Origin of the sequence: Tenacibaculum larymnensis, from assembly GCF_028829235.1 — a bacterium.
GTDB lineage: Bacteria > Bacteroidota > Bacteroidia > Flavobacteriales > Flavobacteriaceae > Polaribacter > Polaribacter larymnensis.
On sequence record NZ_JAIWJY010000001.1, the window covers coordinates 166,878 to 192,687 of the forward strand.

General features: G+C 31.2%; 22 protein-coding genes, 2 tRNA genes and 1 pseudogene. 12 read left to right on the forward strand and 13 right to left on the reverse strand.

Features of this window, described 5'->3' with window-relative positions:
- Positions 1-55 precede the first annotated feature (55 nt).
- Positions 56-1,090, forward strand: coding sequence for a class 1 fructose-bisphosphatase (fbp, locus tag LCI24_RS00810; protein WP_274638723.1), 1,035 nt, complete (start codon positions 56-58; stop codon positions 1,088-1,090).
- A 124-nt stretch (positions 1,091-1,214) separates the two neighbouring features.
- The gene (locus tag LCI24_RS00815; RefSeq protein ID WP_125066473.1) at positions 1,215-1,823 is read left to right on the forward strand and encodes a superoxide dismutase; all 609 of its coding nucleotides are present in this window, start codon (positions 1,215-1,217) and stop codon (positions 1,821-1,823) included.
- Positions 1,824-1,873: 50 nt separating this feature from the next.
- Here the strand turns inward: LCI24_RS00815 and LCI24_RS00820 are convergent, their stop codons facing one another.
- The 4 genes and pseudogenes from LCI24_RS00820 to LCI24_RS00835 form a co-directional block, all read right to left on the reverse strand.
- On the reverse strand, positions 1,874-2,359 hold the full coding sequence (locus tag LCI24_RS00820) for an acyl-CoA thioesterase (protein ID WP_274638724.1): 486 nt from the start codon (positions 2,357-2,359) through the stop codon (positions 1,874-1,876).
- A 51-nt stretch (positions 2,360-2,410) separates the two neighbouring features.
- The gene (locus tag LCI24_RS16990) at positions 2,411-3,004 is read right to left on the reverse strand and encodes a TetR/AcrR family transcriptional regulator (RefSeq protein WP_274638725.1); all 594 of its coding nucleotides are present in this window, start codon (positions 3,002-3,004) and stop codon (positions 2,411-2,413) included.
- A gap of 125 nt (positions 3,005-3,129) precedes the next feature.
- A pseudogene (locus tag LCI24_RS00830) lies at positions 3,130-4,277 on the reverse strand (cystathionine gamma-synthase).
- Between the two features lie 53 nt (positions 4,278-4,330).
- Entirely contained in the window at positions 4,331-4,786 is a 456-nt protein-coding gene (locus LCI24_RS00835; protein WP_274638726.1) for a DinB family protein, read from the reverse strand.
- Between the two features lie 117 nt (positions 4,787-4,903).
- Between LCI24_RS00835 and LCI24_RS00840 the strand changes: the two genes are divergently transcribed.
- Positions 4,904-5,251 carry an arsenate reductase family protein gene (locus LCI24_RS00840; RefSeq protein ID WP_099215061.1) on the forward strand — a complete coding sequence of 116 codons (348 nt, stop codon included), beginning with the start codon at positions 4,904-4,906 and terminating at the stop codon, positions 5,249-5,251.
- Between the two features lie 104 nt (positions 5,252-5,355).
- On the opposite strand, the gene LCI24_RS00845 is transcribed toward LCI24_RS00840, so the two are convergent.
- The 3 genes from LCI24_RS00845 to LCI24_RS00855 all read right to left on the reverse strand — a co-directional run bounded on the left by LCI24_RS00845 (position 5,356) and on the right by LCI24_RS00855 (position 6,161).
- Positions 5,356-5,838, reverse strand: coding sequence for a DUF4252 domain-containing protein (locus tag LCI24_RS00845; RefSeq protein ID WP_274638727.1), 483 nt, complete (start codon positions 5,836-5,838; stop codon positions 5,356-5,358).
- Between the two features lie 86 nt (positions 5,839-5,924).
- Positions 5,925-5,995, reverse strand: a tRNA-Gln gene (locus LCI24_RS00850).
- Positions 5,996-6,090: 95 nt separating this feature from the next.
- Positions 6,091-6,161 (reverse strand) — tRNA-Gln (locus LCI24_RS00855).
- Between the two features lie 215 nt (positions 6,162-6,376).
- Here LCI24_RS00855 and LCI24_RS00860 point away from each other — a divergent pair.
- Both LCI24_RS00860 and LCI24_RS00865 read left to right on the forward strand, forming a co-directional pair.
- On the forward strand, positions 6,377-9,487 hold the full coding sequence (locus LCI24_RS00860; RefSeq protein ID WP_274638728.1) for a glycosyltransferase family 117 protein: 3,111 nt from the start codon (positions 6,377-6,379) through the stop codon (positions 9,485-9,487).
- A 4-nt stretch (positions 9,488-9,491) separates the two neighbouring features.
- Entirely contained in the window at positions 9,492-10,121 is a 630-nt protein-coding gene (locus LCI24_RS00865) for a polysaccharide deacetylase family protein (RefSeq protein WP_274638729.1), read from the forward strand.
- On the opposite strand, the gene LCI24_RS00870 is transcribed toward LCI24_RS00865, so the two are convergent.
- Entirely contained in the window at positions 10,118-10,411 is a 294-nt protein-coding gene (locus LCI24_RS00870) for a thioredoxin family protein (protein ID WP_099215056.1), read from the reverse strand. The genes LCI24_RS00865 and LCI24_RS00870 overlap by 4 nt on opposite strands.
- 87 nt (positions 10,412-10,498) lie before the next feature.
- A complete protein-coding gene (locus tag LCI24_RS00875; RefSeq protein WP_274638730.1) occupies positions 10,499-11,725 on the reverse strand; it encodes a metallophosphoesterase in 1,227 nt (408 codons plus the stop codon).
- 172 nt (positions 11,726-11,897) lie between these two features.
- Between LCI24_RS00875 and polA the strand changes: the two genes are divergently transcribed.
- The gene (gene polA, locus LCI24_RS00880) at positions 11,898-14,720 is read left to right on the forward strand and encodes a DNA polymerase I (RefSeq protein ID WP_274638731.1); all 2,823 of its coding nucleotides are present in this window, start codon (positions 11,898-11,900) and stop codon (positions 14,718-14,720) included.
- Here the strand turns inward: polA and LCI24_RS00885 are convergent.
- Complete coding sequence (locus LCI24_RS00885; RefSeq protein ID WP_274638732.1) at positions 14,717-15,673, reverse strand: helix-turn-helix transcriptional regulator; 957 nt, start codon at positions 15,671-15,673, stop codon at positions 14,717-14,719. The two genes, polA and LCI24_RS00885, sit on opposite strands and share 4 nt — an antisense overlap.
- A gap of 219 nt (positions 15,674-15,892) precedes the next feature.
- Between LCI24_RS00885 and LCI24_RS00890 the strand changes: the two genes are divergently transcribed.
- A complete protein-coding gene (locus tag LCI24_RS00890; protein ID WP_274638733.1) occupies positions 15,893-16,384 on the forward strand; it encodes a DinB family protein in 492 nt (163 codons plus the stop codon).
- 15 nt (positions 16,385-16,399) lie between these two features.
- Positions 16,400-16,618, forward strand: a complete 219-nt coding sequence (locus tag LCI24_RS00895; RefSeq protein WP_099215051.1) for a hypothetical protein — start codon at positions 16,400-16,402, stop codon at positions 16,616-16,618.
- 89 nt (positions 16,619-16,707) lie between these two features.
- On the opposite strand, the gene LCI24_RS00900 is transcribed toward LCI24_RS00895, so the two are convergent.
- Positions 16,708-18,306, reverse strand: coding sequence for an Ig-like domain-containing domain (locus LCI24_RS00900; RefSeq protein WP_274638734.1), 1,599 nt, complete (start codon positions 18,304-18,306; stop codon positions 16,708-16,710).
- 54 nt (positions 18,307-18,360) lie between these two features.
- Positions 18,361-19,053: a ComF family protein gene (locus tag LCI24_RS00905; RefSeq protein WP_274638735.1), complete on the reverse strand. Its 693-nt coding sequence runs from the start codon at positions 19,051-19,053 to the stop codon at positions 18,361-18,363.
- Between the two features lie 52 nt (positions 19,054-19,105).
- Here LCI24_RS00905 and LCI24_RS00910 point away from each other — a divergent pair, with 52 nt between their 5' ends.
- From LCI24_RS00910 to LCI24_RS00920, 3 genes are read left to right on the forward strand one after another with little or no spacing between them, the layout of a single operon-like run.
- Positions 19,106-19,666 (forward strand): class I SAM-dependent methyltransferase, encoded by a 561-nt coding sequence (locus LCI24_RS00910; protein ID WP_274638736.1) that lies wholly within the window; start codon positions 19,106-19,108, stop codon positions 19,664-19,666.
- Between the two features lie 47 nt (positions 19,667-19,713).
- Positions 19,714-20,613 carry a hypothetical protein gene (locus tag LCI24_RS00915; protein ID WP_274638737.1) on the forward strand — a complete coding sequence of 300 codons (900 nt, stop codon included), beginning with the start codon at positions 19,714-19,716 and terminating at the stop codon, positions 20,611-20,613.
- Positions 20,614-20,659: 46 nt separating this feature from the next.
- Entirely contained in the window at positions 20,660-21,538 is an 879-nt protein-coding gene (locus LCI24_RS00920) for a hypothetical protein (protein ID WP_099215046.1), read from the forward strand.
- A gap of 29 nt (positions 21,539-21,567) precedes the next feature.
- Here the strand turns inward: LCI24_RS00920 and LCI24_RS00925 are convergent, their stop codons facing one another.
- On the reverse strand, positions 21,568-24,093 hold the full coding sequence (locus tag LCI24_RS00925; protein ID WP_274638738.1) for a DUF3857 domain-containing protein: 2,526 nt from the start codon (positions 24,091-24,093) through the stop codon (positions 21,568-21,570).
- A 91-nt stretch (positions 24,094-24,184) separates the two neighbouring features.
- Here LCI24_RS00925 and LCI24_RS00930 point away from each other — a divergent pair, with 91 nt between their 5' ends.
- Complete coding sequence (locus tag LCI24_RS00930) at positions 24,185-25,732, forward strand: glycine--tRNA ligase (protein ID WP_274638739.1); 1,548 nt, start codon at positions 24,185-24,187, stop codon at positions 25,730-25,732.
- Positions 25,733-25,810: the final 78 nt, after the last annotated feature.

A 25,810-nucleotide genomic window follows, 5' to 3' on the forward strand; every position in this document is an offset into this window, starting at 1 on the left:
TTTAAATTACTAAATAAAAGTTGGCATCTTTGTACGCACAACACAAAAATTTGACATGAGTAACAAGCATATGACGCTGGGTGAGTTTATCATCAGCAAACAAAAAGACTTTAAATATTCTTCTGGTGAATTATCTCGTTTAATAAATTCTATCCGTTTAGCTGCTAAAGTAGTAAACCACGAAATTAGAAAAGCTGGATTGGTTGATATTACTGGAGCTGCTGGTGATATTAATGTACAAGGTGAGGCACAACAAAAGCTAGATGTTTTAGCAAACGATTTATTTAAACAAACATTAATTAATCGTGAGATTGTTTGTGGTATTGCTAGTGAAGAAGAAGACGATTTTGTAATTGTTGAAGGTCAAAACAAAGCCAACGAAAATAAATATGTGTTGTTAATGGATCCTTTAGATGGATCATCTAACATTGATGTAAATGTTTCTGTAGGAACTATTTTTTCTATTTACAGAAGAATTTCTCCTGTTGGAACTCCTGTAACTAAAGAAGACTTTTTACAAAAAGGTAGCGAACAAGTAGCCGCTGGTTATGTGGCTTATGGTACCTCAACCATGTTAGTTTTTACTACTGGTAATGGAGTGAATGGATTTACCTTAAATCCTGCCATTGGTACTTTTTACTTATCGCACCCAAACATGAGTTATCCTGAAATTGGTAGAATTTACTCAGTAAGTGAAGGGTATTTTACACATTTTCAAGAAGGAATGAAACGTTTCTTAATTCACTGTAAAGAATTAAACGAAGCAGATAACCGTCCGTACACAGCTCGTTATATTGGATCGTTAGTTTCAGATTTCCATAGAAATATGATAAAGGGTGGTGTTTATATTTATCCTGCAACTGCCATAACACCTAAAGGAAAACTACGCTTGTTATACGAATGTAATCCTATGGCTTTTATTTGTGAGCAAGCAGGTGGTAAAGCTTCTGATGGTTTTACTCGTATTTTAGATATTAAACCTACCGAGTTACACCAACGTGTACCTTTTTATTGTGGTAGTATACAAATGGTTGAAAAAGCTGAAGAATTTATGACTGAATTTTCTGCTAATGAAAAGCCAACCTATTAAAGAATAGTTATTATTTATACTCAAATAAATTATCCATAAGGCAAACAGTTGTTTGCCTTATTTTTTTAGGTTAAATTTACATTCGGAAAAACGAAAAAATTAATCTATTAAAAAACAAATAATTATGGCTTTTAACTTACCAGAATTAGGATACGCTTACGACGCTTTAGAACCACATATAGATGCTAGAACTATGGAAATTCACCATAGCAAGCACCACAACGGATATACTACTAAATTAAATGCTGCTATTGAAGGTACTGATTTAGAAGGAAAATCTATCGAAGATATTTTAACAAATTTAGATATGAACAATGCTGCTGTTCGTAATAACGGTGGTGGTTTTTACAACCACTCTTTATTCTGGACAGTAATGAACCCAGAAGATAGAGGATATTTATCTGGAGAATTAAAAGATGCTATCGAAGCTGAATTTGGTTCAAAAGAAGCTTTTATCGATGCTTTTTCTAAGGCAGCTGCTACACAGTTTGGTTCAGGATGGGCTTGGTTATGTGTACACAAAGGAGGAAAAGTAGAAGTTTGCTCTACTCCTAACCAAGACAACCCATTAATGCCAGGTGTTACTTGTGGCGGAACTCCTATTTTAGGATTAGACGTTTGGGAACACGCTTATTACTTAAACTACCAAAACCGTCGTCCTGATTATATTGAAGCTTTCTTCAAAGTAATCAACTGGAACGAGGTAGAAAGAAGATATGCTGCAGCTAAATAATTTTAGCTCTTGCAATAAATAAAAAAAGACCTGCATTTTGCAGGTTTTTTTTATACCGTTTTTTGTAGTCGGAAACTTTTTGTTCTTTCTTCAAAACTTGTTTGTTCTATCGGTAATACTGCATTTTCAAATAACTCTAGTAAATCCTCAGTATGTTTAGCTGAAGATAATTTTAATAAATCAAAATACACAAAAGAACTCCAAAGTATGGCTTTTAAGGCTGTTTTATCTTCATTCCACATACGTATTTCAACTAACAAATTTCTATCGCCATAATTGATTAGCTGAGAATCTATCGTTACGGTTTCCATTAAGGTTGCCGGTTTTAAATACGCTATTTGATGTGAACCAACCACCCAACTTTTTCCTCTTTCTTTTCCGTGTTGGTAAATATCTAAATTATAATTAGCGATCAACTGATCTTCTCTTGCATTGATAAGGTAATTAAAATAAGATGCATTATTTAAATGATTAAAAGGATCGCAATCTTGAAATCTGATTTTTGTTTTACTTTCTAAAATTTTTGGTATTTCCATGGTGTTATATTTAAAATATACCATTTGGTATATTTTTGATTAAAAAAATAGTTATTTCTGTAATTCTTGTTTTATGATTTGCTGTAATACTGCAGATACATCTTTTAAGTAACTGTCATCTTTCATAATATGTGTCATATAAACTGCTCCTTCAATCATGTAAAAAAAACGTTTTGCATACAACATACTATCTATTGATTTTTTTATTTCATTGGTTTCTTTTGCTTTTTCAATTAACTGAGAAAACCGCTCTAAAATTCTGTGATTGTACGATTGAACCAATTGAGTAATTACCTTATTTTGATTGTTAGCATCTACACCGATATTTAAAATAGGACAACCGCCAAATTGTTTATTGTACTCATAATAATCTTCATAAAAAACTGCTATGTTTTTCAGCATCTCTAAAGGTGTTTCTCCTTTGTTTACAGTCTTATTTAAGTCCTTTAGTACCTTTCTTACTGAAAACTTAAACGATTCTATAGCTAGCTCTTCTTTATTTTCAAAATGTCCATAAATAGCTCCTTTGGTTAAACCAGTTGCTTCTGTTATTTTTGATAAACTCATCGCAGAAAAACCGCTTCTATTAAAAATAGGAGCTACTGTTTCAATTATAAAAGCCTTTGTTCTTTCTGATTTAGACACTTTTCAAAAATATTAGAGATACAAATATACACAAAATATACTGAACGGTATATTTTGTGTTTTTTAGAATAAAAATCAGAAGCTTACATACTTCGAATTTTTTGTTTTTATTTTTAATAGTCTTTCTACTTTGAAAGCGCTTGTTCTAAATCAGTCAATAAATCGTCTATATCTTCTACTCCAACACTCAAACGAATTAAAGAATCGGTAATTCCTATTTTTAAACGATCCGCTTCAGGAATAGAAGCATGTGTCATTGTTACTGGATGACTTACCAAACTCTCTACACCTCCTAGTGATTCCGCTAACGTAAATAGTTGAGTATTTTCTAAAAAAGTTAAGGCTGCTTGTTTACTTTCATCTTTCAATCTAAAAGAAACCATACCTCCAAAATCATCCATTTGTTTTTTGGCTATTTCATGATTTGGATGATTTTCTAATCCCGGATAAAATACCTCTCCTACTTTTGGATGTTCTGATAAATATTTAGCTACTGCTTTTCCATTTTCACAATGACGCTGCATACGTAAATGCAAGGTTTTTACTCCACGAAGTGCTAAAAACGAATCCATAGGTCCTGCAATAGCTCCCGCAGCAAACTGAATAAAGTGTAATTGTTCTGCTAACTCAGCATTTTTAGTCATTAAAGCTCCCATCACCAAATCAGAATGCCCTCCTAAATACTTGGTAGCTGAATGCATTACGATATCTACACCTAAATCTAACGGACACTGTAAATACGGTGTTGCAAAAGTATTATCTACCGCTACTATAATAGCTGGTTTTTATTTTTCACTGCTTTGGTGATTTCTTCAATATCCGCAATTTTCATTAACGGATTCGTAGGTGTTTCAATCCAAATTAGTTTTGTTTTTTCTGAAATTGCATTAACTACATTGGCAACTTCATTCATGTCAACATACTGAAACTTCAATCCATATTTTTCAAACATGTTGGTAAACATTCTATATGTCCCCCCATAAATATCATCGCCTGTAATAACCTCATCACCTGGATTTAATGTGCGAAGCACACAATCAATAGCCGATAAACCAGAAGAAAAAGCAAATCCGTGTGTTCCATTTTCAAGAGCAGCAAAAGCATTTTCTAAAGCCGTACGCGTTGGATTCGCTGAACGTGAATACGCATATCCTTTATTCACTCCTGGGCTTGACTGTGCATAGGTTGACGTTTGAAAAATCGGAGGCATAACTGCTCCAGTAGCTTCTTCATGTTGTTGACCTCCATGTATGGTTTTTGTGTTGAATTTCATCTGTTAACATTTATTGTTCCCTTACTTTAAAGCAACATTATATTATTAGAGAACTAAACTAATTTACTCAGGTTCATGATAATTCCTAAGTGCATTCCCTCATGTAAATTATTAAAAGCTACAGCACTTTCAAAAGAATCTATTACAAAACCTGTGCTTGTTTCATATTCTTGGTATTCTTTAAAAATACCTGCTTCAAAGTCTTCTTCTAAGGTTTCTGGTAAACCAATTAATAGTTCTTTTACCTCTTCAAATTCTTCCTCGGTAAAATCTTTCGTTGGAAAAGTTCCTTTTCTATAACCTTCAATTAACTCATCTGGTGCTAAACAATTTAATCCTGATAACTTGTAATGTAATAATTGTTGTGTAACTACTAAATGTGCTACATTCCATGCAATGTTATTGTTAAATCCTTCAGGAGTTATATGCAATTGTTCTAATGATAATCCTTCTATTCTTTTTAAAACTAAGTCTCTTGATCTTTTTAAAACTTCAAACTGTTTGTTCATTTTTCTACTTATTTTAGCTACATCAAAGATACCTATTTAGCCATGAAAACCTATAATGAGTATTTGTTATTTAATGGTTAAAACTAATCTATAGCTAATACAATAAAACTTATATAAATGAAGAAAGTTTATTTTTTACAAACCTGTGATACTTGCCGACGAATTTTAAAAGAAGTAAATCTTGACGGATTTGAAAAGCAAGAAATAAAGGCAAATCCGGTTACCGTTGCTCAATTAGAAGAAATGCGCAAATTGACAGATAGCTACGAAAGCTTGTTTAACAAACGCGCAAAACTATATCGTGAAATGGATTTGAAAAATCAGAATTTAACGGAAGCTGATTATAAACAATATATTTTAGATGAGTACACATTTTTAAAACGTCCTGTTTTTATTGTTGATAACCAAATTTTTATTGGGAACAGTAAAAAGGTGGTGGAAAGTTTAAAAGCATTACTTAATTAATTGAAAAACTCCGACTTTAAAAGTCGGAGTTTATAATAGGATTCTTTATTATTTATATTCCTTCTACTGTGCTCAGGAAGTATATTTAATTACACATAACGATATTAGTTAACAGCAACACTACTATTCTTGGTGGAAGCCTCAACCATAGCCGATAGTTCATCCATCGTAAGGTTAGTTTTAATTCCCAATAATACCATTTCGTCACTTTTATCGTGAACATTTACAATAATTTCTTTGATACGATCTTTTGTCTTTCTAAAATATACTGTAACTCTTTCCTTACCATCCTTCACTCTTACTAAAGTTTTTAAATTATTTCTTCGTGCAAACTTTTTAAAATCTTTTTGCACTGAAGCCATGTTGTTATTGAACACCATGATTTTATAATTTTTAGATTTCTTCAAGAAAACGCCAAACTCATCGGTGTCTTCATCAGAGATGAACATGTTAGCAAAAAAACTAGGAATATTTAAAGATACTTCAGCTCTATCTTTATTAGATTGGTAAAATGTTTTAAAATTTTCTTTTTGTGCAAAAGAGCTTAACACAAAAAAGCAGAAAAAGATGGTTGCAATTCGTTTCATAATAATAGTGTTTTAAATGAAGACGACGCTAATAAGAATTTGTTACAAACAAAAAAGTCTTAACTGAATAAGTTAAGACTTTTTAGTTGGCCCACAAGGACTCGAACCTTGAATATCGGTACCAAAAACCGGTGTGTTACCATTACACCATGGGCCAATGTTTACAGTGCAAATATAAAAACAAAGTTTTATATTTAGAAATCATTAAACACTTTTTATAAAAAAATCCTCACGAAGTTCGTAAGGATTTTGTTGGCCTACAAGGACTCGAACCTTGAATATCGGTACCAAAAACCGGTGTGTTACCATTACACCATAGGCCAATTGCTTATTGCGGGTGCAAATATAAAACAAACTTTTATTTTAGCAAATTTTTTACACTTTTTTTCGTTTACATCTTTTTTACTCCTTAAAATTCATTTAACAGAACTTTATATAGGAGGTTATTTTAGAGAAACTGTTAAAATTATATTTTTGTTTTCAACTAAAAAATCATTAGTAATTAATACATTCGTACTTTATATCTAGATAAAAAACTATGACTGAGTTTAACTATAAAAAGTGGAACATCATTTTAGGATGGGTTTCGTTTGCAGTAGCGTTAATTACCTATACCTTAACTCTTGAGCCTACAGTGAGTTCATGGGATTGTGGAGAATACATTGCAACTGCTGTAAATTTAGAAGTTGGACACCCTCCTGGTGCTCCTTTATTTCAAATGTTAGGTGCTTTTTTTGCTATGTTTACTAGTGACCCTAGTCAGTTGGCAAAAATGGTCAACTTTATGTCTGGGTTAGCAAGTGCTTTTACCATTCTTTTCATGTTTTGGACAATTACCAATTTAGCCAGAAAAATGGCATTTAAAAATGGAAAGTTAGGCAATAATGAAGCTATTGCTGTTTTAGGAAGTGGATTAGTAGGTGCTTTAGCCTATACTTTTTCTGATAGTTTTTGGTTTAGTGCTGTTGAAGGTGAAGTGTATGCCATGTCTTCTTTCTTAATGGCGCTATTATTTTGGTTAGGATTACGTTGGGAAAGTGAGTTAAATACTCCTAGAGGAAATAAATGGTTGGTATTAATCAGTTTTGTAGTTGGACTATCTTTTGGGGTTCATATACTTTCTTTATTAGTAATTCCATCAATCGTTTTAGTATACTTCTTCAAAACATATAAAGACATCAACATAAAAACAACGGCAATTGCTACCTTAGTTGCTATACTAGTATTAGCTTTTGTGTTTAAATTTTTATTCCCTTTTACTTTAAAATTCTTTAGTGCTGCTGAACTTTTCTTTATCAACCAAGTAGGATTGCCTTATAACTCAGGAACCATCATTGCTGGAATTGTTTTAATAGGTTTATTCTTTTACGGTTTAAAATACACTCGTAAAAAGAACCTCGTTACGGTAAATACTTTAGTGCTTTCAGTATTATTTATTATGATTGGATTCTCGTCTTGGTTAATGTTACCAATTCGTGCAAATGCTGATACTATTATCAATGAAAATAATCCATCAAGTGCACGTGAATTATTAGCTTACTATAACCGTGAACAATACGGTGACTCTAATGTTTTTTATGATAATTACTATTCTGTAGCTTATGATAGAGAACAAGATGCTGACAATCCTTATAAAGACGACAAACCTAAGTACGAAAAAATAGATGGTAAATATGTTATTGTAAACAGATACAAAAACGTACTTCCAAATTATTCAAGTAAACACAAAGGATTTATTCCTCGTATGGTAAATCCTGCTTCTGACCAACAATACAAAAGCATTGCTGGAATTCCTGCTCGTAGTAAAAGACGCCCAACGTTTTTAGAAAACATAAAATTCATGGTTGATTTTCAATTTGGATATATGTACGGACGTTATTTTATGTGGAATTTTGTAGGTCGTCAAAACGATATTCAAGGACATTTAGATGAAAATGGAAACTGGTTAAGCGGTATCACTTTAGTTGATGAATTCTTTCTAGGCTCACAACAAAACTTACCAGACGATATTAAAAATAATAAAGGACGTAATACTTACTTCTTTTTACCTTTTATTTTAGGTCTTATTGGTTTATTATATCAACTCAATAGAGATAAGAAGAGTTTTTATGTGTTAACACTATTCTTTTTATTTACTGGGTTAGCAATTATATTTTACACAAACCCAAAACCTTTTGAACCTCGTGAGCGTGATTATGCGGTAGTTGGTTCGTTTTATGTATTTGCCATTTGGATTGGTTTCGGAGTACTTGCCTTATATGATTATTTTAAAAAGTACGCTAGTAAAAAGGTAGTTGCTATTGCTGTTTCAGTGGTTTCATTACTAGCTGTTCCTACTTTAATGGGCTTCCAAAACTGGGATGATCATGATAGATCTGACCGTTATTTAGCACAGTTAAATGCACAAACATATTTAGAAAGTTGCGATCCGAATGCAATCATCTTTACTATTGGAGACAATGATACTTTCCCTCTTTGGTATATGCAACAAGTAGAAGGTGTTCGTAGAGATATTAAAATAGTAAATACAAGTCTTTTTCAAACAGATTGGTACATCGACCAAATGAAAAAGAAAACCTATGATGCAGACCCTATACCGTCGCAGCTAACACACGATCAGTACAAGTATGGAACCTTAGATATGGCATATTACTACCCTCTTCCACAATTAAAAGATTCTCTACTTACTATAAAAGATTTTATGCGTTGGATTGACAGTGATAACGATGCTACCTATTTAGACGCTGGTGATGGCGCTAAAGAAAAATTTTACCCAACTAACAAAATTCGCATTCCTGTTAACAAAGAAAACGCGTTAAAAACTGGATTAGTGGCACAAAAAGATGCTGATAAAATGGTAGATTATATTGACATTACTGTTGATGATAGAGCCTTATCAAAAGCTAGACTTTTAATGCTAGATATCTTAAATAATTTCGACTGGAAGCGACCTATTTACTTCACTGGTGGTGCAAATGCAGATGAAGAATACATTTGGTTAAAAGATTACTTACAATTAGATGGAATGGCATACAAATTAGTACCTATTAAAACATCTAATAAAGGGCGTACAATTTTTGATATGGGGCGTATAGATCCTGAAAAAATGTATGATAATGTTAAAAAATGGGATTGGAAAACAATCAATAACGGAGAAATTTACCTAGATGAGCAAAGTAAGCGTAACGCAATTTCATTACGTAATAACTTAATTCGTCTATCAGAAGAGTTTTTACAGAAGGGAGATTCTGTAAACGCAAAAGATGTATTAGATTTATCGTTACACAAAATGCCTATTAAAGATTTTGATCATTACAATTTCTCTTTAGGTTATCCAGAGTTATATTATCGCATAGGTGATATTGAAAAAGCTAGAGAAACTGCAGAAACTTTAGCTGATATTTTTCAACAAAAATTAAAATATTACAGCACATTTAATACTCAGGATATTGATTTAATCATCGATAATTTAGAGACTAGTTTATACATGTATCAAAACTTAGTTCAACAAATTACTCGATACGACAAAGACGAAGAATACGGTAAAAAGTTTTTTGAAAATTATATAACACACGCTCGCTTATTTAGTCATTTAATGCCTGAAGAAGAAACTGAGTTACCTCAAGAACTCGATACTATTAAACCTTAATTTAATGAGGTTATATTTTATAAAGACACCACGTATACTTAAACGTTTATTTGCTAAGTATACGTGGTCTTTTTTTACCAATAAGAAAGAAATCTATCTCACTTTTGATGATGGACCTATTCCTGAGGTTACTGAATTTGTATTAGACCAACTACATAATTTTAATGCAAAAGCTACCTTTTTTTGTATTGGTGATAATATTCGAAAACACCCTGTTGTTTTCTCAAGAATTGTTAAAGAAGGACATTCGGTAGGAAACCATACTTTTAATCACTTAAACGGCTGGAAAAGTAGCTATACGACTTATATTGAAAATACTAGTAAATGTGAAGGCTTATTACCTAATCAAAAAACAAAATTATTTCGTCCTCCGTATGGAAAAATAAAAAGAAAACAAGCTAAACAACTTCTTGCTAGTGGCTATAAAATTATTATGTGGGACGTATTATCCGCAGATTTTGATTCGAGCGTCACAAAGGAAAAATGTTTGCAAAACGTACTTGAAAATGCACAAAACGGAAGTATCATCGTTTTTCACGATAGTATAAAAGCTAGCGACAAATTGTATTATGCGCTTCCAAAAGTTTTAAAAGAATTTTCGCAAAAAGGGTATGACTTTAAAGCAATAACTTAAACAAACTGCTGAACCAATCCTATTAACGTATTAGCATCTTGCTCTCCTGTTTGACGCCATTTCATCTCACCGTTTTTATAAATCATAAAAGTAGGATTCCCTTTAACTCGTAAGGCATCGGCAAGAATTTCATTCTTTTTAATGTCTATTTTAATTACTTTGGCTTTATCACCTAATGCAGCAGCTACATCACGAAGTGTATCTAAACTAGGTTCTAGTTCACTCCAATCTGCATAAAAATCGATTAACACAGGTTTGTTAATGCTTATAATTTCACCAAACTTTGTCATCTTTTGCATACGTTTAATCACTAAAGAGCCTAAAATTACTAATTTTTTGTTAGGTAATTATTATGAAAATCTTAAAAATACTGAAAATCAAGCTTTTTTTAACTCAATTACAGTAATTTCTGGCCAAATTCCTACTCTACCTGGGAAAGCATGATACCCAAAACCTCTATTTACGTTAATATATCTATCAAACTCTTTATACAATCCTGCCCACTGTTTATATACATATTTAGAAGGGCTCCACTTAATCCAACCAGGAATTTCAATACCAAACTGTAAACCATGGGTATGACCGCTCAAGGTTAAATGGTAATTAAAGTCATCTTGCTTTACCTTATGTTCCCAATGACTAGGATCATGAGACAGTAAAATTTTAAAATCTTCTTTACTTACCCCTTCTGATGCTTTTTTAAGGTCTCCTGCTTTGCTAAAACGTCCTTTTCCCCAATTTTCTACACCAACTAAAGCAATTCTCTCTCCATTTCTTTCTATATACCTATTTTCATTCAACAATAGCTCAAACCCTATTTTTGGATGAATATCTTTTACCGCTTGAAAATTTGCTTTTTTATCTTCTGGTGTTTTCCAATCAGAATAATCTCCATAATCGTGATTTCCAAGAATAGAGTATTTTCCCATAGGAGCTTTTAGTTCCGAAAACATTGGTACCCAATCATCCATTTCATGAGCAAAATTATTTACGATATCGCCTGTAAATAAAATCATATCTGATTGTTGCTCATTAATCAAATCTACTCCATATTTAATCTTCTCTTTATTATCAAAACTTCCTGAGTGAATATCAGTTATATGAGATATAGTAAAACCATCAAAAGCTTCTGGTAAATCTTTAAAACTTAATTGATATTTTAACACCTTGTAATTATACTTTCCTCTAACCATACCATACAACAAACTTGCAAATGGTAAAGCTGCCAATCCTAAGGCTATTTTCGATATAAAAGCTCTTCTTCCATTCAAATCTTTAGTTTCTCCTTTAGATAAAAAAGAAATTCCCTTTTGAATCCATCTCACCACATCTTCTCCAAACATTAATATAAAAACTACCACTTTAGGAATTAAAACAAGTAAAAGCATCCCCATTGCCCATTGAAACTCTCTTGTTTGACCAGAACTTCTATCAGAAGTAAATATCACATAAAAAAAGTTTGCATAAGCTAGCAGTCCAATAAACAACCACCCATAACGAATAATCTTACTTTTAGTAAGTGTTTTTATTGCCTGAAAAGCATATGCTTCAAACACAATAATTATTGCTGATATTATAATAACTGTTACTAACCAACGAGACATCTATTTCATTTTTAAGGAGAAACAAAGATACAGCGATTCTTAAAATTGATTTTTAACATCTTGTTAAAGTTTTGTAGCTTTACCTCCAAAGTTCAAAGAAACTATAGTTTTCTACTTTTTTCTGTAAACAAATCGGTATCAACATTTTATTTCAATAGGCTTAAGACAAAACATGGCAGATCATAAACGACTTTTTTTACTCGACGCATACGCTTTAATTTTTAGAGGATATTATGCCTTTATTAAAAATCCACGTATCAACTCTAAAGGATTAGACACTTCTGCAATTATGGGGTTTACTAACTCTTTACTAGATGTAATAAAGCGTGAAAAGCCTGATTACCTAGCAGTATGTTTTGACAGAGGCGGAAGTGTAGATCGTGTTGAAGCTTTTGAAGATTACAAAGCAAACCGACAAGAAACACCTGAAGCCATTCGTTTAGCTGTGCCCTATATTGAAAAAATATTAGAAGCCATGAACATTCCTGCCATTGTAAAAGAAGGGTATGAAGCTGATGATATTATAGGAACACTTGCTAAAAAAGCCGAAAAAGAAGGTCTTCACACCTATATGGTAACACCTGATAAAGATTTTGCTCAACTAGTTTCTGAACATATTTTTATGTACCGTCCGCCTCGTATGGGAAATGGTTACGAAAAATGGGGTGTTGAAGAAGTTAAAACAAAGTTTGGTGTTGAAGACCCATTGCAAGTAATTGATTTTTTAGGAATGATGGGTGATGCTGTTGATAATATTCCTGGTTTACCTGGTGTTGGTGAAAAAACAGCCAAAAAATTCATTGCTGCTTACGGAAGTATGGAAGGCTTATTTGAAAATATACATGAGCTAAAAGGAAAAATGAAAGAAAAGGTAGAAGCTAATCAAGAATTAGGTCTACTTTCTAAAAAGCTAGCTACTATTATGCTAGATGTTCCTGTTGAATTAGAGTTGGATAAATTAGTTTTTGAACAACCTAATATAGAAGCTACCAAAGAAATTTTTACGGAGCTAGAGTTCCGTCGTTTAACAGAAAACTTCTTAAAAACATTTGCTCCTACTGAAGAAAGTACTACCACGACTGAAAAACCAAAAGCAACAAAGGCTAGTGCAGCTGGACAGTTTGATTTATTTGCTGCTCCTGGTAGTGGAAGTGCCTCTAAAGACACAAATATCAACGGGTTTAAAACCATTGAAAATACTAATCACTTCTATCAATTAGTAGATACACCTCTTTCAAGAAAATTATTGTTAGAGAAATTAATGCAACAAAACTCTGTTTGTTTTGATACTGAAACTACAGGATTAAAAGCCTTAGAAGTTGAGCTTGTTGGAATTGCATTTTCTTGGGAGGCTGGCAAAGGCTATTATGTTCCTTTTTCTGAAAACCAAAAAGAAACAAAGACTATTCTAGAAGAGTTTCGATCATTTTTTGAAGCCGAAACTATTGAAAAAATTGGTCATAATTTAAAATACGACATTAAAGTACTGTCAAACTACAACATGCCTGTACAAGGTAAATTGTTTGACACCATGATTGCGCATTACCTTATCAATCCAGATATGCGTCATAATATGGATGTACTTGCAGAAACATACTTAAACTATCAACCACAACCTATTACAGAGTTGATTGGTAAAAAAGGTAAAAATCAACTTTCAATGCGACAAGTTGAACTACCTAAACAAACTGAATATGCTGTTGAAGATGCTGATATTACTTATCAATTAAAAGAGCACTTTTCTAAAGAACTAGAAAGTGGTAATGTTACCAAGTTATTTAACGAAGTAGAAACTCCGTTAGTTTCTGTATTAACAGCTATGGAAATTGAAGGTATTAATTTAGATGTCGACTTCTTAAAAACTCTTTCTGAAGCATTATCTAAAGATATTTCTCAACTTGAACAAAATATATACGAACAAGCTGGTGAAGAATTTAATATTGCATCACCAAAGCAATTAGGACCTATTCTATTTGACAAGTTAAAGTTGGTTGACAAACCTAAGAAAACCAAAACGGGGCAATATTCTACTGCGGAAGATGTGCTTTCTTACTTAGCTAAAGACCACCAAATTGTTGCAGATATTTTAAAATATCGTCAGTATAAAAAATTACAAAGTACCTATGTTGATGCGCTTCCTAACGAAATCAATCCAAAAACAGGAAGAATACACACTGTATATGCTCAAGCTGTTGCTGCTACTGGGCGTTTAAGTTCTAACAACCCGAACTTGCAGAACATTCCTATTCGTACTAAGCGCGGACAGGAAGTGCGTAAAGCATTTATTCCAAGAGATGAAAATTATGTGTTGTTAGCAGCAGATTACAGTCAGATAGAATTACGAATCATTGCTGCTTTAAGTGAAGAAGAAACCATGATTAAGGCATTTAAAGATGGTGAAGATATTCACGCTTCTACTGCTGCAAAAGTATTCAACGTTCCTATTGAAGAGGTAACTCGTGAGCAACGTAGCAATGCTAAAACGGTAAACTTTGGAATTATTTATGGGGTTTCTGCCTTCGGATTAAGTAATCAAACCGATTTATCTCGTAAAGAATCAAAAGAATTAATTGACACCTATTATGCAACCTATCCGAAACTAAGAAATTATATTTCTAAACAAGTAGATTTTGCTCGTGAACACGGATATGTAGAAACTGTATTACATCGTCGTCGTTATTTAAAAGACATTAATTCTCGTAACGCTATTGTTCGTGGTGCTGCGGAAAGAAATGCCGTAAACGCGCCTATTCAAGGTTCTGCTGCCGATATCATTAAACTTGCCATGATTAACATTTACAAGCGATTTGAGCAAGAAAATTTTAAGTCGAAAATGTTATTACAGGTACACGATGAATTGGTATTTGATGCACATAAAGATGAAGTAGACATCATTAAACCTATTATTAAGCAAGAAATGGAAAACGCTTTTAAAATGAGTGTTCCGTTAGATGTTGAAATAGATACAGGAACTAATTGGTTAGAAGCGCATTAAAGTTTAGTAATTGCTTTCTCTAAAATCTCTTTTACCTGAAGTTTTAAACTTTCAGGTTCAATAATTTTAGCATAGTCAGAAAACACAATATACCATCTGGAAAAGCCGTGTTCAACATAGGAAGTCATAAATGTCATTTCTACTTGGTTTCCTTTCACTTTTTCAGAGACAAAACCATGTTGCATTTTACTATTGCTTATATACCGTACCACACTTTTATCAACAGAAATAATAACTTTTGTTTTTGGTGTTTTTTCATATTGACTACGGTATTCATCTAACGTAATGTGTTCTCTAGTAAAACTATGTTGAGTTGATTTTATAGCTAACATTCTATCGGTTCTAAATTGCCTGTAGTCACTTCTTAAATGGCAAAAAGCTAATACATACCAAAATCCTGATTCGTGATAAATACCCACAGGTTCCACAAAACGTTCAGAAGGTGCTTCTCTATTTAATGCTTGATATTTTAAAAATACCTGTCTTTTTTCAGCAATGCTTTCAAACAAGGTTTCAAGTGCATTTGGCAGACTATCATTAAACAATTTATTTGTAGGATCCACCAATATTTGTGATTCTAAGGCAGAAATCCAATCTTTTTCACGACCACGCAACACTGATTTTAACTTCATCATAGCAGACTCATAGTAGTTTCCTAATGATTTGTCTACAAACTTCTGCATTAGTTTTTCGGCAGCCACAAAACTTCCTACTTCTTCTCTAGTAAACATAACAGGAGGCAAACGGTATCCTTCCATAATAGAATAACCAACTCCTGCCTCACTTATAATGGGTACTCCCGAAGCTTCAAGTGTTCGTATATCACGATAAATAGTACGTAAACTTACTTGAAATCTATCAGCTAATTCTTGTGCTTTTACAATACGTTTGGATTGTAACTGAATAAGGATGGCTACAATTCTATCAAACCGTTTTACCGTGTCTAAACTCATAATGCTATAACATATTTCCCAAAGATAGGATTTCAGGCTGAAGTATTTTTTAAATTTTAGCTTCAACATAATAACTCTACTTCTCATGATACACAAATAAACATACAGTAAGTGACAACTGCTTGTCAATAGATATTTTTAAACTTTATTTTTTCCTACTGACATAATGCTGTCACTACCCCATATTAATTTTGGTTTCAAATAATAAAAATTACAATTATGGAATCAACAACAAGCACATTATTAGAACAAGTAATTACACCATCTGATTTATTAACTCATTGGCAAGGGCACAGAGGTTTAACCCGAAGAACTATTGAAGCTTTTCCTGAAGAAGCCTTCTTTAATTATTCTATAGGCGGGATGCGTACTTTTGCTGATATGGTAATGGAGCTTTTAGGTATAGCAGCTCCAGGTATTAAAGAAATTGCTACAGGAGAAATTCAGGAATTAATTGAAAAGGTTGACCACGGTAACAAAAAAGCAAAAATTCTTGAACTTTGGGATAAAGCTACTGATGAAATAAACACCTATTGGGCACAAATTAAACCAGAGCAGTTTCAACAAAACATTAAAATTTTTGGTCAATTTGAAGGTACGGTTTGGTCATCAATATTCTATTTTATTGATAATGAAATCCATCATCGAGGACAAGCGTATGTTTATTTACGTGCTTTAGGTATTGAACCTCCATATTTTTATGAACGTTAATAAAAAGCACCTAAAATGAAAACAGTTTTGGTATTTAAAACATCAGTTACAAAAAACAAAGAAATTAAAATTGTTCAACCTACTTTAAATCGTTTGATTACCAAAAATGACCGCTGGAATTTTGACTTAGAAGATTGTGATAATATCCTTCGAGTAGAGACTCAAATGGTTAAAGCTGATGACGTTTTAAAAGCAATACAACATCATGGTTTTTATTGTGAAGAATTGTTGTAAAAACAATAAAGTATAATGTAACAAGAAACCGAATAGAGAAGCAATTAGTTTCTGTATTCGGTTTCTTTATTCTTTCAAGATGATATTATCTACTTAATTACAAATGTTTCATTTTCTACCACCCAGTTAGCCCTTAATTTAAATATTGTTCCATAATAGATGATTTTCTCTGGTTGTTTTCTTAATAAGAAATCTCCAGTATCCCACATACGGTTGTTATTTTCATCAACTATCGCTCTAACACTATATTCTTTAGGTTCTAATAGTGTAAATTCTATTTTTTTAGACGAAGTAATATATCTTTTTTCTAATACCTTATCTTGGCTTAATAGTTCAATAATAACCGGAGATTCTGTTTCTTTTTTAACATCTAATACAATACTTCCATAATCTTCTACTGTTCGTGTCGAAAACTTATAATCTAACGTATCGTTTGTAGTTTCATAAATATCAGTTATCCCTTCTGGTAACCCTTTAAAAATATAACCGTATTTGGGTTTCTTTTCAAACAATACTGCTATCTTATTAATTGATTTTTTTTTCAATTCAAAAGGTACATCAACAGTATCTTTATCAATTAATGAGAATTTAGATTTATCAAAAGAAACAATTGGGTTGTTTGTTTTGATAAACATTGTATCTTTTAAATTCAGGTTTCCACTTACACTAGATGACACAGATAAAGAATCGATTTTCTTTTTTCTTAAAAACACTGTAACAGTATCTTTAAAATTCTCATTATTCACTATAAAATTCAATGAATCTCTTTCTATAGGCGTGTACCAATAATTTAGAGTGTCTTTATCTTTTTCAAACTGAGTAAACGACTTAAAATCTTGTGGAACCTCTGACAACAATTCAATATTCATATTTTTCTGCCTACCTTCAAAACCAAACTGAATTTTCCCTTTCGTTACCTCTTTTCCTCTTTTAAACTCATATGTCTGAATTTCTTTAAAGAAACGGACAGGCTTACTTATTAAAGTATCTTGAGGTAACGTAATTGTATCTACTACAAACCCAATTTTATCTGTTCTACTATTAAAAATATAATCGTTTGATGGTTCTTTTAACGCTAACATTAAATATTTTCCTTCACGTAAATTACTAAACTCAAAATTTGTAGAATCTAATGTACTTGTTACATAATTTGGCTTTTGTTTGAAAATAATAGAATCGTTGTATGTACTATCAAGCTTATACAACAAAACACTTACTTCTTTCACCTCTTTCTTATCAAAAGCATCAGCTACCGCACCTTTAATTCTCAAAGAATCAATATAATCTCCCGTTGAAAACACGTATTTAAAACTCTCTAACTTATTGTTTTCATTGTTATCTTGAACTGCGTTTCCAAAATTAAAGGTATAAGTAGTGTTCGGTTGTAATGTGTCTAATATTTTAATATTTATATACTTGCTTGGTGTTCCTTGAGGTGTAATTAATGGTGGATTTTTCATTGGCGGAGAAACTACCAATTGTTTTTGTAAGTCTTTTAAAACAATATATTCATCAAAATAAATACGAATGTTATCATCATCAAAATGAATAGTTTCATAAGGAGGATTTGCAGTAACCATTATTGGTGCAGTTTCATCTTTTGGACCGCCTTCTGGTCGTCCCTTACGTGCACAACTACTTATTAAAAAAGCGAAAAGAGTTACTAAAATAAAGTGTTTATTTTTCACAAATTAATGGTTTAAAATCCATTTTCAAAAGTAGTAAATTAAGATGGAATGGTATTAGTCTTTTTGTGTATAAGCCATTGTCGCTACACTTATAGTTATGTTTTGCGTTTTTAAAAGTTCGTTTGCACATGCTTCTAATGTTGCTCCTGTAGTAATAACATCATCAATAAGCAAGACGTGCTTGTTTTCAAAAAAAGCAGTATCAACAAGTTTAAACTTTGTTTTATTATTAGAAAATCGTTCGAATCGTTGTTTTAGAGTTTGTGTTTTGTTTTTAGAAGTTCTAATTAGAATATCTGATTTATACTCAATATTCAAAATATCGCTCAATCGTTCACCAAACATAGTTACTTGATTATACCCTCTCTTTTTAAACTTTTTTGAATGTAGTGGCACAGGAATAATGTAATCTACATCCACAAAAATATTTGATTTCTTTAATTTTTCCCCAAACCAGTCTGCTATAAATATTCCTATTTCTGGTTGGTTTTTATATTTTAACTGATGAATAAGTTTTTGGGTTACTCCTTTCTTTCTATAAAAAAGAAAAGAACGTACAGCTTGTACTGGCACTTTTCCATAAAAACTTGACATTAATGTAACATTTGTATGCTTATTATCGTCTATAATTGGTAAGTCGTTTATACAAATAGTACATACGAATGTTTCATTTTGTAACAACGTCTTTTCACAGTTAGCACATAAATTGGGATAGAATAAATAGAATATCTCTTTTAAAAATTGCATCTTTACAAGCCTTTTTTAACAGAAAGATACAAAAAACAACAAAAGTTATATTTTGAGTAAAAAGTTTAATTTTTTCAAAGAAGCCGTAAAAAACTACAAAACATCTGGTACTGTAGTACCTAGCTCTAGATACTTAGCAAATAAGATGCTAAAAGAAATTGATTTTAAAACTGCTGAAGTCATTGTAGAACTAGGACCTGGAAATGGAGCCATTACACAGTATATTTTAAAGAAGCTTCACCCCAACACTATATTAATATGTTTTGAAATAAATGATGCTTTTTACAAAGAGCTAAAAAAAATAAAACATCCACAATTGGTTGTTTTAAAAGCCTCTGCTGAAAACATAAAGTTTGAAATAGAAAAGTTAGGATATTCAAAGGCAGACTATATAGTTTCTAGCTTGCCCTTAACTATAATTCCTAAAGAAATATCACACTCTATCTTAACAAAAAGCTATAGTTTTTTGACTACCACTGGGCTTTTTATTCAATATCAATATAGTTTAACTTACTACAAAAAACTAAAAGAAGTATTTGGTAATGCTATCGATTTAAGCTTTGAGCCTCTAAATTTTCCTCCTGCTTTTATTTACAAATGTGTTAAAAAATAAATAGTATATTAGCACGGAGCATAACCCTCATTATAACCCCTTAAATGATGCCTGCCTCAAAAATAAAAAACAACGGCTTCATTGCCTTTTTAATTTTACTAATACTTGTTATTGGATTTTTATCCTACGAAAATGCTAGAGATTACTCTGAGCTTAAAGCTGTTTTTGAGCTTGAAAAAAAGGAGTTAGAAAACGAGTTAACAAATATTATTGAAGATTATGAAGAAACAAATTATAAGAAAAGTGAATATTCATTAAAACTAAAAGATGAGATTCATAAAGTAATCCAACTTAGAGATTCTGTTAAAAACTTAAAGGAAGTAGATTATAAGTTTATTAGATACTACAGAAAAAGAACAGGAATACTTATTGAAGAAAACGAAAAACTTTTCACTCAATTAAATCATCTTAATACAATTAACAACGAATTAATTACAAAAAACGATAGTGTTCAAGAAGCTTTATTAGTAAAAGAAAAACAAAATGCTAAACTTACTAGCATAAACCGTTTTTTAAGTAAAGAAAAGCAAGACTTAAAGAAAAAAATAGCCACTGCTGAAGTTATTGAAATATCTACCATAAAGGCAGAGGCTATGAAAAAGAAAAGAAATGGGAAATTTACCTCAACAACAAGATCTAATAAGGTAAATGCATTTAAAATAGAATTCGATTTACTAGAAAACAAAGTGGCCTCCCCTGGTCCTAAAAAAGTTTATATTCAAGTAATGGATACAAATAAAAAAGTTATTACCCCATTTAAAGAAGTAAGTTTGCAGAACAATAAAAAAATATGGTGTAGTGATATTTTAACTGCCGAATATAATAACAAACAGTTATCTATGATTTCTTTTGTTAATGTAGATGGCGAAATTGGTGCTGGAATCTATCATATTAATACATTTGTAAACGGTATTCAGGCCGGTAATAAATCCCTAGCACTAAAATAACCCCCTTAAATTAATAAAACTTAATATAAATCAATCCCCCTAAACCATGAATCAACCAAAAACCAAGAATGTTTTAATTTTAGTATTAATTATCTTATCTCTTTTCCTTTTTTATTACTCTTTTCAAAAGTCAAATGAAAACAAAAACCTTCAAAACATCTTCTTAGAAGAAAAAGCTGAATTACAGCAAGATCTCGACGAAATGATTAAAGACTACACCGATGTTGTTGTTGGAAAAAAACGTTTAGCTGACAGATTAGAAGTAGAGCTAATAAAAATGAAAAACTTAAGAGACTCTATCAAACTCTTAAAATCTGACAATTTTGGACTTATAAGAAAATACAGAAGTAGAATTGCTAGTTTAGAGCGTGAAAACAAAAAGCTTTTTATTCAAATAGACTCTTTAAATAGTGCTAATGATGCTTTAACTCAAGAAAATGTTATAGCTAATGAAATTTTACAGCAAAAAGATAGTGTAAATGAAACATTAACTGAAAAGAACAAAGAATTAGAAGCTAAAGTTGCTATTGGTGGAATTATTAAAACAAGCCCCGTAAAAGCAGTTGCTATGAAAGAACGTAGCAGCGGAAAGTTAACATCTACAAGTAGATCTAGCAGAACTGATGCTTTTAGAATAAATTTTGATTTGTTAGAAAACCCAATAACTACGGCAGGTGAAAAACGCGTATATATTCAAATTGCTGATGAAAATAAAAATGTAGTTGCTCCAAAAGGGAAAACTGACCTAAAAAATGGACAAAAAGTTCAATATACAGACTCTCTTGAGGTTAACTACAGTAACAATCGTTTAAGCCTTGTGTCTTTAGTATTAGTAAACAGAGACGATATTAAAAAAGGAAAATATGTAATTAGCGCTTTTGTTGATGGTGTTTACTCTGGAAACACAATAATAAAACTAAGATAAGAATTGATAAAAAATAAAAAAAGCGATGTTTAAACATCGCTTTTTTTATGTAATCTTACAACAAAAGTTTCTTTTGAACGCTCTGAGATTAACAAATAAGGAACTATTAATGATGTTGATATAAACATTCTTAATAATGCATTAGTTGTATTGGAATCAATTATATTTTCATTTGAAAGACTATTAGCTAATACATAGTCTACTAACATAAAAACAAAATTTCCAATTAAAAAAATAGAATATACTCTTGGAAAACTACTTCTTTTCTTAAAAAATAAAACGATAGCTAAGGGAAGGAAAATAAGAATAAAAGAATTAAACAAAACCTCAACAAACAACAAAACTCCAATCATAAAGTTTGAATTCATAGATAATAAAATCCATTCTCCCGTTATATAAACATCATTAGAAATTAAATTAGAAATAATTCTCAAAGGAGAAAAGCACAACCCAATAGCTATTAATACTAACCACCCTCCAATTTGTTTGTTTTTTTCAAAATAAGACTCTATCACTGGCTCAGGATCATATCCATATATCTTTAAAGCTAACCATGAATAAAAAATTAATAAAGCGATAAAAATAATAGGACCTAAAACCTTATGCCAATTACCTCCGCTCAGATTATCATGGTATTTCATAATACTATAACCAATATTATTGTCTACCTTTTTTAAGTCCGAGTAAAAAGACTTAAATTCATCTACACTTACATGATCTTTTTGACTTTTATATACATGGTCGATTGTAACTATGTTACTTTTGTTATTATAATAAACATTCATATCATAAAAAAAGTTGTCATTATTTAGTGAAAAACTGGTTTGATCTACATTCCAATTTCCTGGTAACTGTACAATCGTTTTATGATTTCTTTCAACAGGATAACTTAAATAAAAAGGTGTTTCTCTTTCATTTTTACTAGGCATACTAAGTATGTTAGTAATTGAATATGGATAAAACTCTACAATACCTTGTTTATCGTTAAAAACAGAAGGTTTCCAAATACTATCAATTTGGTACGACTCTATTACTGTTAATTTGTTCTCTTTCAAATTATCAATAAACTCAGGGTTTTGCTGACTACGTATAGTAGGGTGATAATTAGAATAAAAGTTTTCATATTCCTTTTTTACTGAAGAAATACTGTTATTTTTATAATACTCTCTAATCACATCTGCTTCAGAACTATGGTAAACCGATGTTATAGTTAAACTAGCTCCTTTTGTTTCTTTATTTAAAACATATTTGTCGGTTATTTCAACTAAATTATTATTAACAGGAACTATCTCATCTAGTTCAGTATTTCCTTTTTTTAATACCAAACCATATCTGTAATCAGGAAACGGAGTGTTATTATATTCTCCCCCTTGATTTGTTATAGTAGGATCGTAATAAAACTCATTCTTATTACTATCAACAGTTTTCACAACACAATGATCAAAAAAATACGCCGATGGCAATAAATCATTTATTGTACTTTTTAAATAGGTATTAACCAGCATTGGATAAGCTTCAATATCCATTTTGTTAAGCATTGTAACAAGTAACAAACTTTTATCTTTACAATCTCCAAAACGTTGCTTAAAAACCTTATTAGGAGAAAAAGGTTTATAGGCTCCAATACCGTTTTCTAAACCTAAATATCTTACCTCATTTTGAACAAAATTTAACGTTGCTTTTATTCTTTCTCCTTCTGTCTTATTATTTTGCCGAATTTCAGCAACCTTTTTTTTAAGTTCTCTTGAAAGTTTATTTCTATAAGTAAAAACATTAATACCCCAGTCTACAATTTCTTTCCAGTTCCTACCATAATTACTAATATTTATAATTGCCGAAGTTATATGCCATGAAGGGATATTATCTTCGTACTCAAGAGGTTTTATATCTTTCCTATTTATAGTGTAAATGTTTTTTCCATTCTTTTTTTCTGAAATTAATTTAATGTCTGTATTAAAGAACTTGGTGTGCAGTGGTTTTGTCGATTGAAACTTTAAAAACAACATTCCTAAAGGAGCTGAAGTTTCAAGGTTGAAAGTTGATGCATATTTACCATTATGGATAGGATTAAACCCTTTTATAGTATAGCTATACTCAATAATATCTCCTACCCTTACATCACTAATATTAGTCATTGCAGTAATAGAACCATCATAAATATAGTTTTCAGCATTAAGTTCTCTCCTCAATAAATTAAACTCAGAAAACTTCAATTTATCTATTCTCTTTCCATCTCTAATTACAAATAAAGAATGAAAAAGCAATATTTGATAATTAGGATCGTACTCCACATTAATTGTAGACGAAGATTGTACTCCAACATTTTCAGTGATTTTTGTCACTTTTTTAAAGTAATCTTCCTGACTATCAAAATCAATCTGCTGATCATACAACAATATCAAACTACCTTGATTAACTTCCTCTGAATTGATTTTTGGATTGATTTCATATTCGGTAAAAGTTACCCAGCTAGGAGCATTAACCTTTTTTACTTGACAATTTAATGTTGCAAAAACTAAAGCAAAAACTAAAGAAATGATGTAGTTTTTTTTCATAGATTTTTAAAGAATTTTATTAATTAGCTTTTTTTTACAAATGTATGTTTTTGAGAATAACTATTTAGTTTAATTAATTTATTTTTGCAACATGGCAAAACAAGAAGATCGATTTAAAAAAGTATTATCGCACGCAAAAGAATACGGTTATGTGTTCCAATCATCTGAAATTTATGATGGTTTAAGCGCGGTGTATGATTATGCTCAAAACGGAGTAGAATTAAAGAAAAATATTCGTGATTATTGGTGGAAAGCAATGGTGCAAATGCACGAAAACATTGTAGGTATTGATGCAGCAATACTAATGCACCCAACTACTTGGAAAGCCTCAGGCCACGTTGATGCTTTCAACGATCCTTTAATTGACAACAAAGACTCTAAAAAACGTTATAGAGCTGATGTTTTAGTTGAAGATTACAGAGAAAAAATCAACGAAAAAATTCAAAAAGATATAACCAAAGCAAAAAAGCGTTTTGGTGATGCTTTTAATGAAGATGAATTTAGAAGTACAAATCCTAACGTTTTAAGACGTCAAAAACAAATTGACGAAATAACAGTTGAACTAACTAGAGTTCAGGAGGAAAACGATTTAGAAGGGTTTAGAAATTTAATTATAGACTTAGGTATAACATGTCCTGTTTCTGGTTCAAAAAACTGGACAGAAGTTAAGCAGTTTAACCTAATGTTTGGAACGCAACTTGGAGCTTCTGCTGACAGTTCAACAAAAGTATATTTACGACCTGAAACAGCACAAGGTATTTTTGTAAACTTCTTAAACGTACAAAAAACTGGACGTATGAAAATTCCTTTTGGAATTGCACAAACTGGTAAAGCTTTTCGTAATGAAATAGTTGCGCGTCAATTTATATTTAGACAACGAGAGTTTGAGCAAATGGAAATGCAATTTTTTGTAAAACCAGGCACTCAAAAAGAATGGTATGAGAAGTGGAAAGAAACTCGCTTAAAGTGGCATATGTCGTTAGGAATGGGAGAAGAAAACTACCGTTTCCACGATCATGATAAATTAGCTCATTACGCTGATGCTGCTGCTGATATTGAATTTAATTTTCCTTTTGGATTCAAAGAATTAGAAGGAATTCATTCTCGTACTGATTTTGACTTAAGTCAGCATGAAAAATTCTCTGGAAAAAAACTACAGTACTTCGATCACGAAGACAATACTAGTTATGTTCCTTACGTAATTGAAACTTCAATTGGTTTAGACAGAATGTTCTTAGCGGTTTTCTCTAACTCTTTACAAGAAGAAGAGCTAGAAAATGGTTCAACAAGAACAGTTTTAAAATTACCTGCAGTTTTAGCACCTACCAAAGCAGCTATTTTACCGTTGGTTAAAAAAGACGGTTTACCAGAAATTGCTCGTAAAATTGTTGACGATTTAAAATGGGATTTCAATGTTGTTTATGATGAAAAAGATGCTGTTGGAAGAAGATATCGTCGTCAAGATGCTGTTGGTACACCTTTCTGTATTACAGTAGACCATGATACTTTAGAAGACAATACTGTTACCATTCGTCATAGAGACACTATGGAACAAAAACGTGTTAAAATAGAAGAATTAAGCAACATTATTAAACAAGAGGTAGATGTACGCTCTTGGTTACAAAAAATGGAAGCATAAATCTTAAAACGACAAAATAAAGCAAGAATCCTAAACGTAACTGTTTAGGATTTTTATTTTTGCAATAGTAAATAACTT

What these genes read in the sequence shown, in the direction of transcription:
- fbp (WP_274638723.1), top strand. Translation starts at nt 56, where the DNA reads ATGAGTAACAAGCATATGACGCTGGGTGAGTTTATCATCAGCAAACAA.
- LCI24_RS00815 (WP_125066473.1), top strand. Translation starts at nt 1,215, where the DNA reads ATGGCTTTTAACTTACCAGAATTAGGATACGCTTACGACGCTTTAGAA.
- LCI24_RS00820 (WP_274638724.1), bottom strand. Translation starts at nt 2,359, where the DNA reads ATGGAAATACCAAAAATTTTAGAAAGTAAAACAAAAATCAGATTTCAA.
- LCI24_RS00835 (WP_274638726.1), bottom strand. Translation starts at nt 4,786, where the DNA reads ATGAACAAACAGTTTGAAGTTTTAAAAAGATCAAGAGACTTAGTTTTA.
- LCI24_RS00840 (WP_099215061.1), top strand. Translation starts at nt 4,904, where the DNA reads ATGAAGAAAGTTTATTTTTTACAAACCTGTGATACTTGCCGACGAATT.
- LCI24_RS00845 (WP_274638727.1), bottom strand. Translation starts at nt 5,838, where the DNA reads ATGAAACGAATTGCAACCATCTTTTTCTGCTTTTTTGTGTTAAGCTCT.
- LCI24_RS00860 (WP_274638728.1), top strand. Translation starts at nt 6,377, where the DNA reads ATGACTGAGTTTAACTATAAAAAGTGGAACATCATTTTAGGATGGGTT.
- LCI24_RS00865 (WP_274638729.1), top strand. Translation starts at nt 9,492, where the DNA reads ATGAGGTTATATTTTATAAAGACACCACGTATACTTAAACGTTTATTT.
- LCI24_RS00870 (WP_099215056.1), bottom strand. Translation starts at nt 10,411, where the DNA reads ATGACAAAGTTTGGTGAAATTATAAGCATTAACAAACCTGTGTTAATC.
- LCI24_RS00875 (WP_274638730.1), bottom strand. Translation starts at nt 11,725, where the DNA reads ATGTCTCGTTGGTTAGTAACAGTTATTATAATATCAGCAATAATTATT.
- polA (WP_274638731.1), top strand. Translation starts at nt 11,898, where the DNA reads ATGGCAGATCATAAACGACTTTTTTTACTCGACGCATACGCTTTAATT.
- LCI24_RS00885 (WP_274638732.1), bottom strand. Translation starts at nt 15,673, where the DNA reads ATGAGTTTAGACACGGTAAAACGGTTTGATAGAATTGTAGCCATCCTT.
- LCI24_RS00890 (WP_274638733.1), top strand. Translation starts at nt 15,893, where the DNA reads ATGGAATCAACAACAAGCACATTATTAGAACAAGTAATTACACCATCT.
- LCI24_RS00895 (WP_099215051.1), top strand. Translation starts at nt 16,400, where the DNA reads ATGAAAACAGTTTTGGTATTTAAAACATCAGTTACAAAAAACAAAGAA.
- LCI24_RS00905 (WP_274638735.1), bottom strand. Translation starts at nt 19,053, where the DNA reads ATGCAATTTTTAAAAGAGATATTCTATTTATTCTATCCCAATTTATGT.
- LCI24_RS00915 (WP_274638737.1), top strand. Translation starts at nt 19,714, where the DNA reads ATGCCTGCCTCAAAAATAAAAAACAACGGCTTCATTGCCTTTTTAATT.
- LCI24_RS00920 (WP_099215046.1), top strand. Translation starts at nt 20,660, where the DNA reads ATGAATCAACCAAAAACCAAGAATGTTTTAATTTTAGTATTAATTATC.
- LCI24_RS00925 (WP_274638738.1), bottom strand. Translation starts at nt 24,093, where the DNA reads ATGAAAAAAAACTACATCATTTCTTTAGTTTTTGCTTTAGTTTTTGCA.
- LCI24_RS00930 (WP_274638739.1), top strand. Translation starts at nt 24,185, where the DNA reads ATGGCAAAACAAGAAGATCGATTTAAAAAAGTATTATCGCACGCAAAA.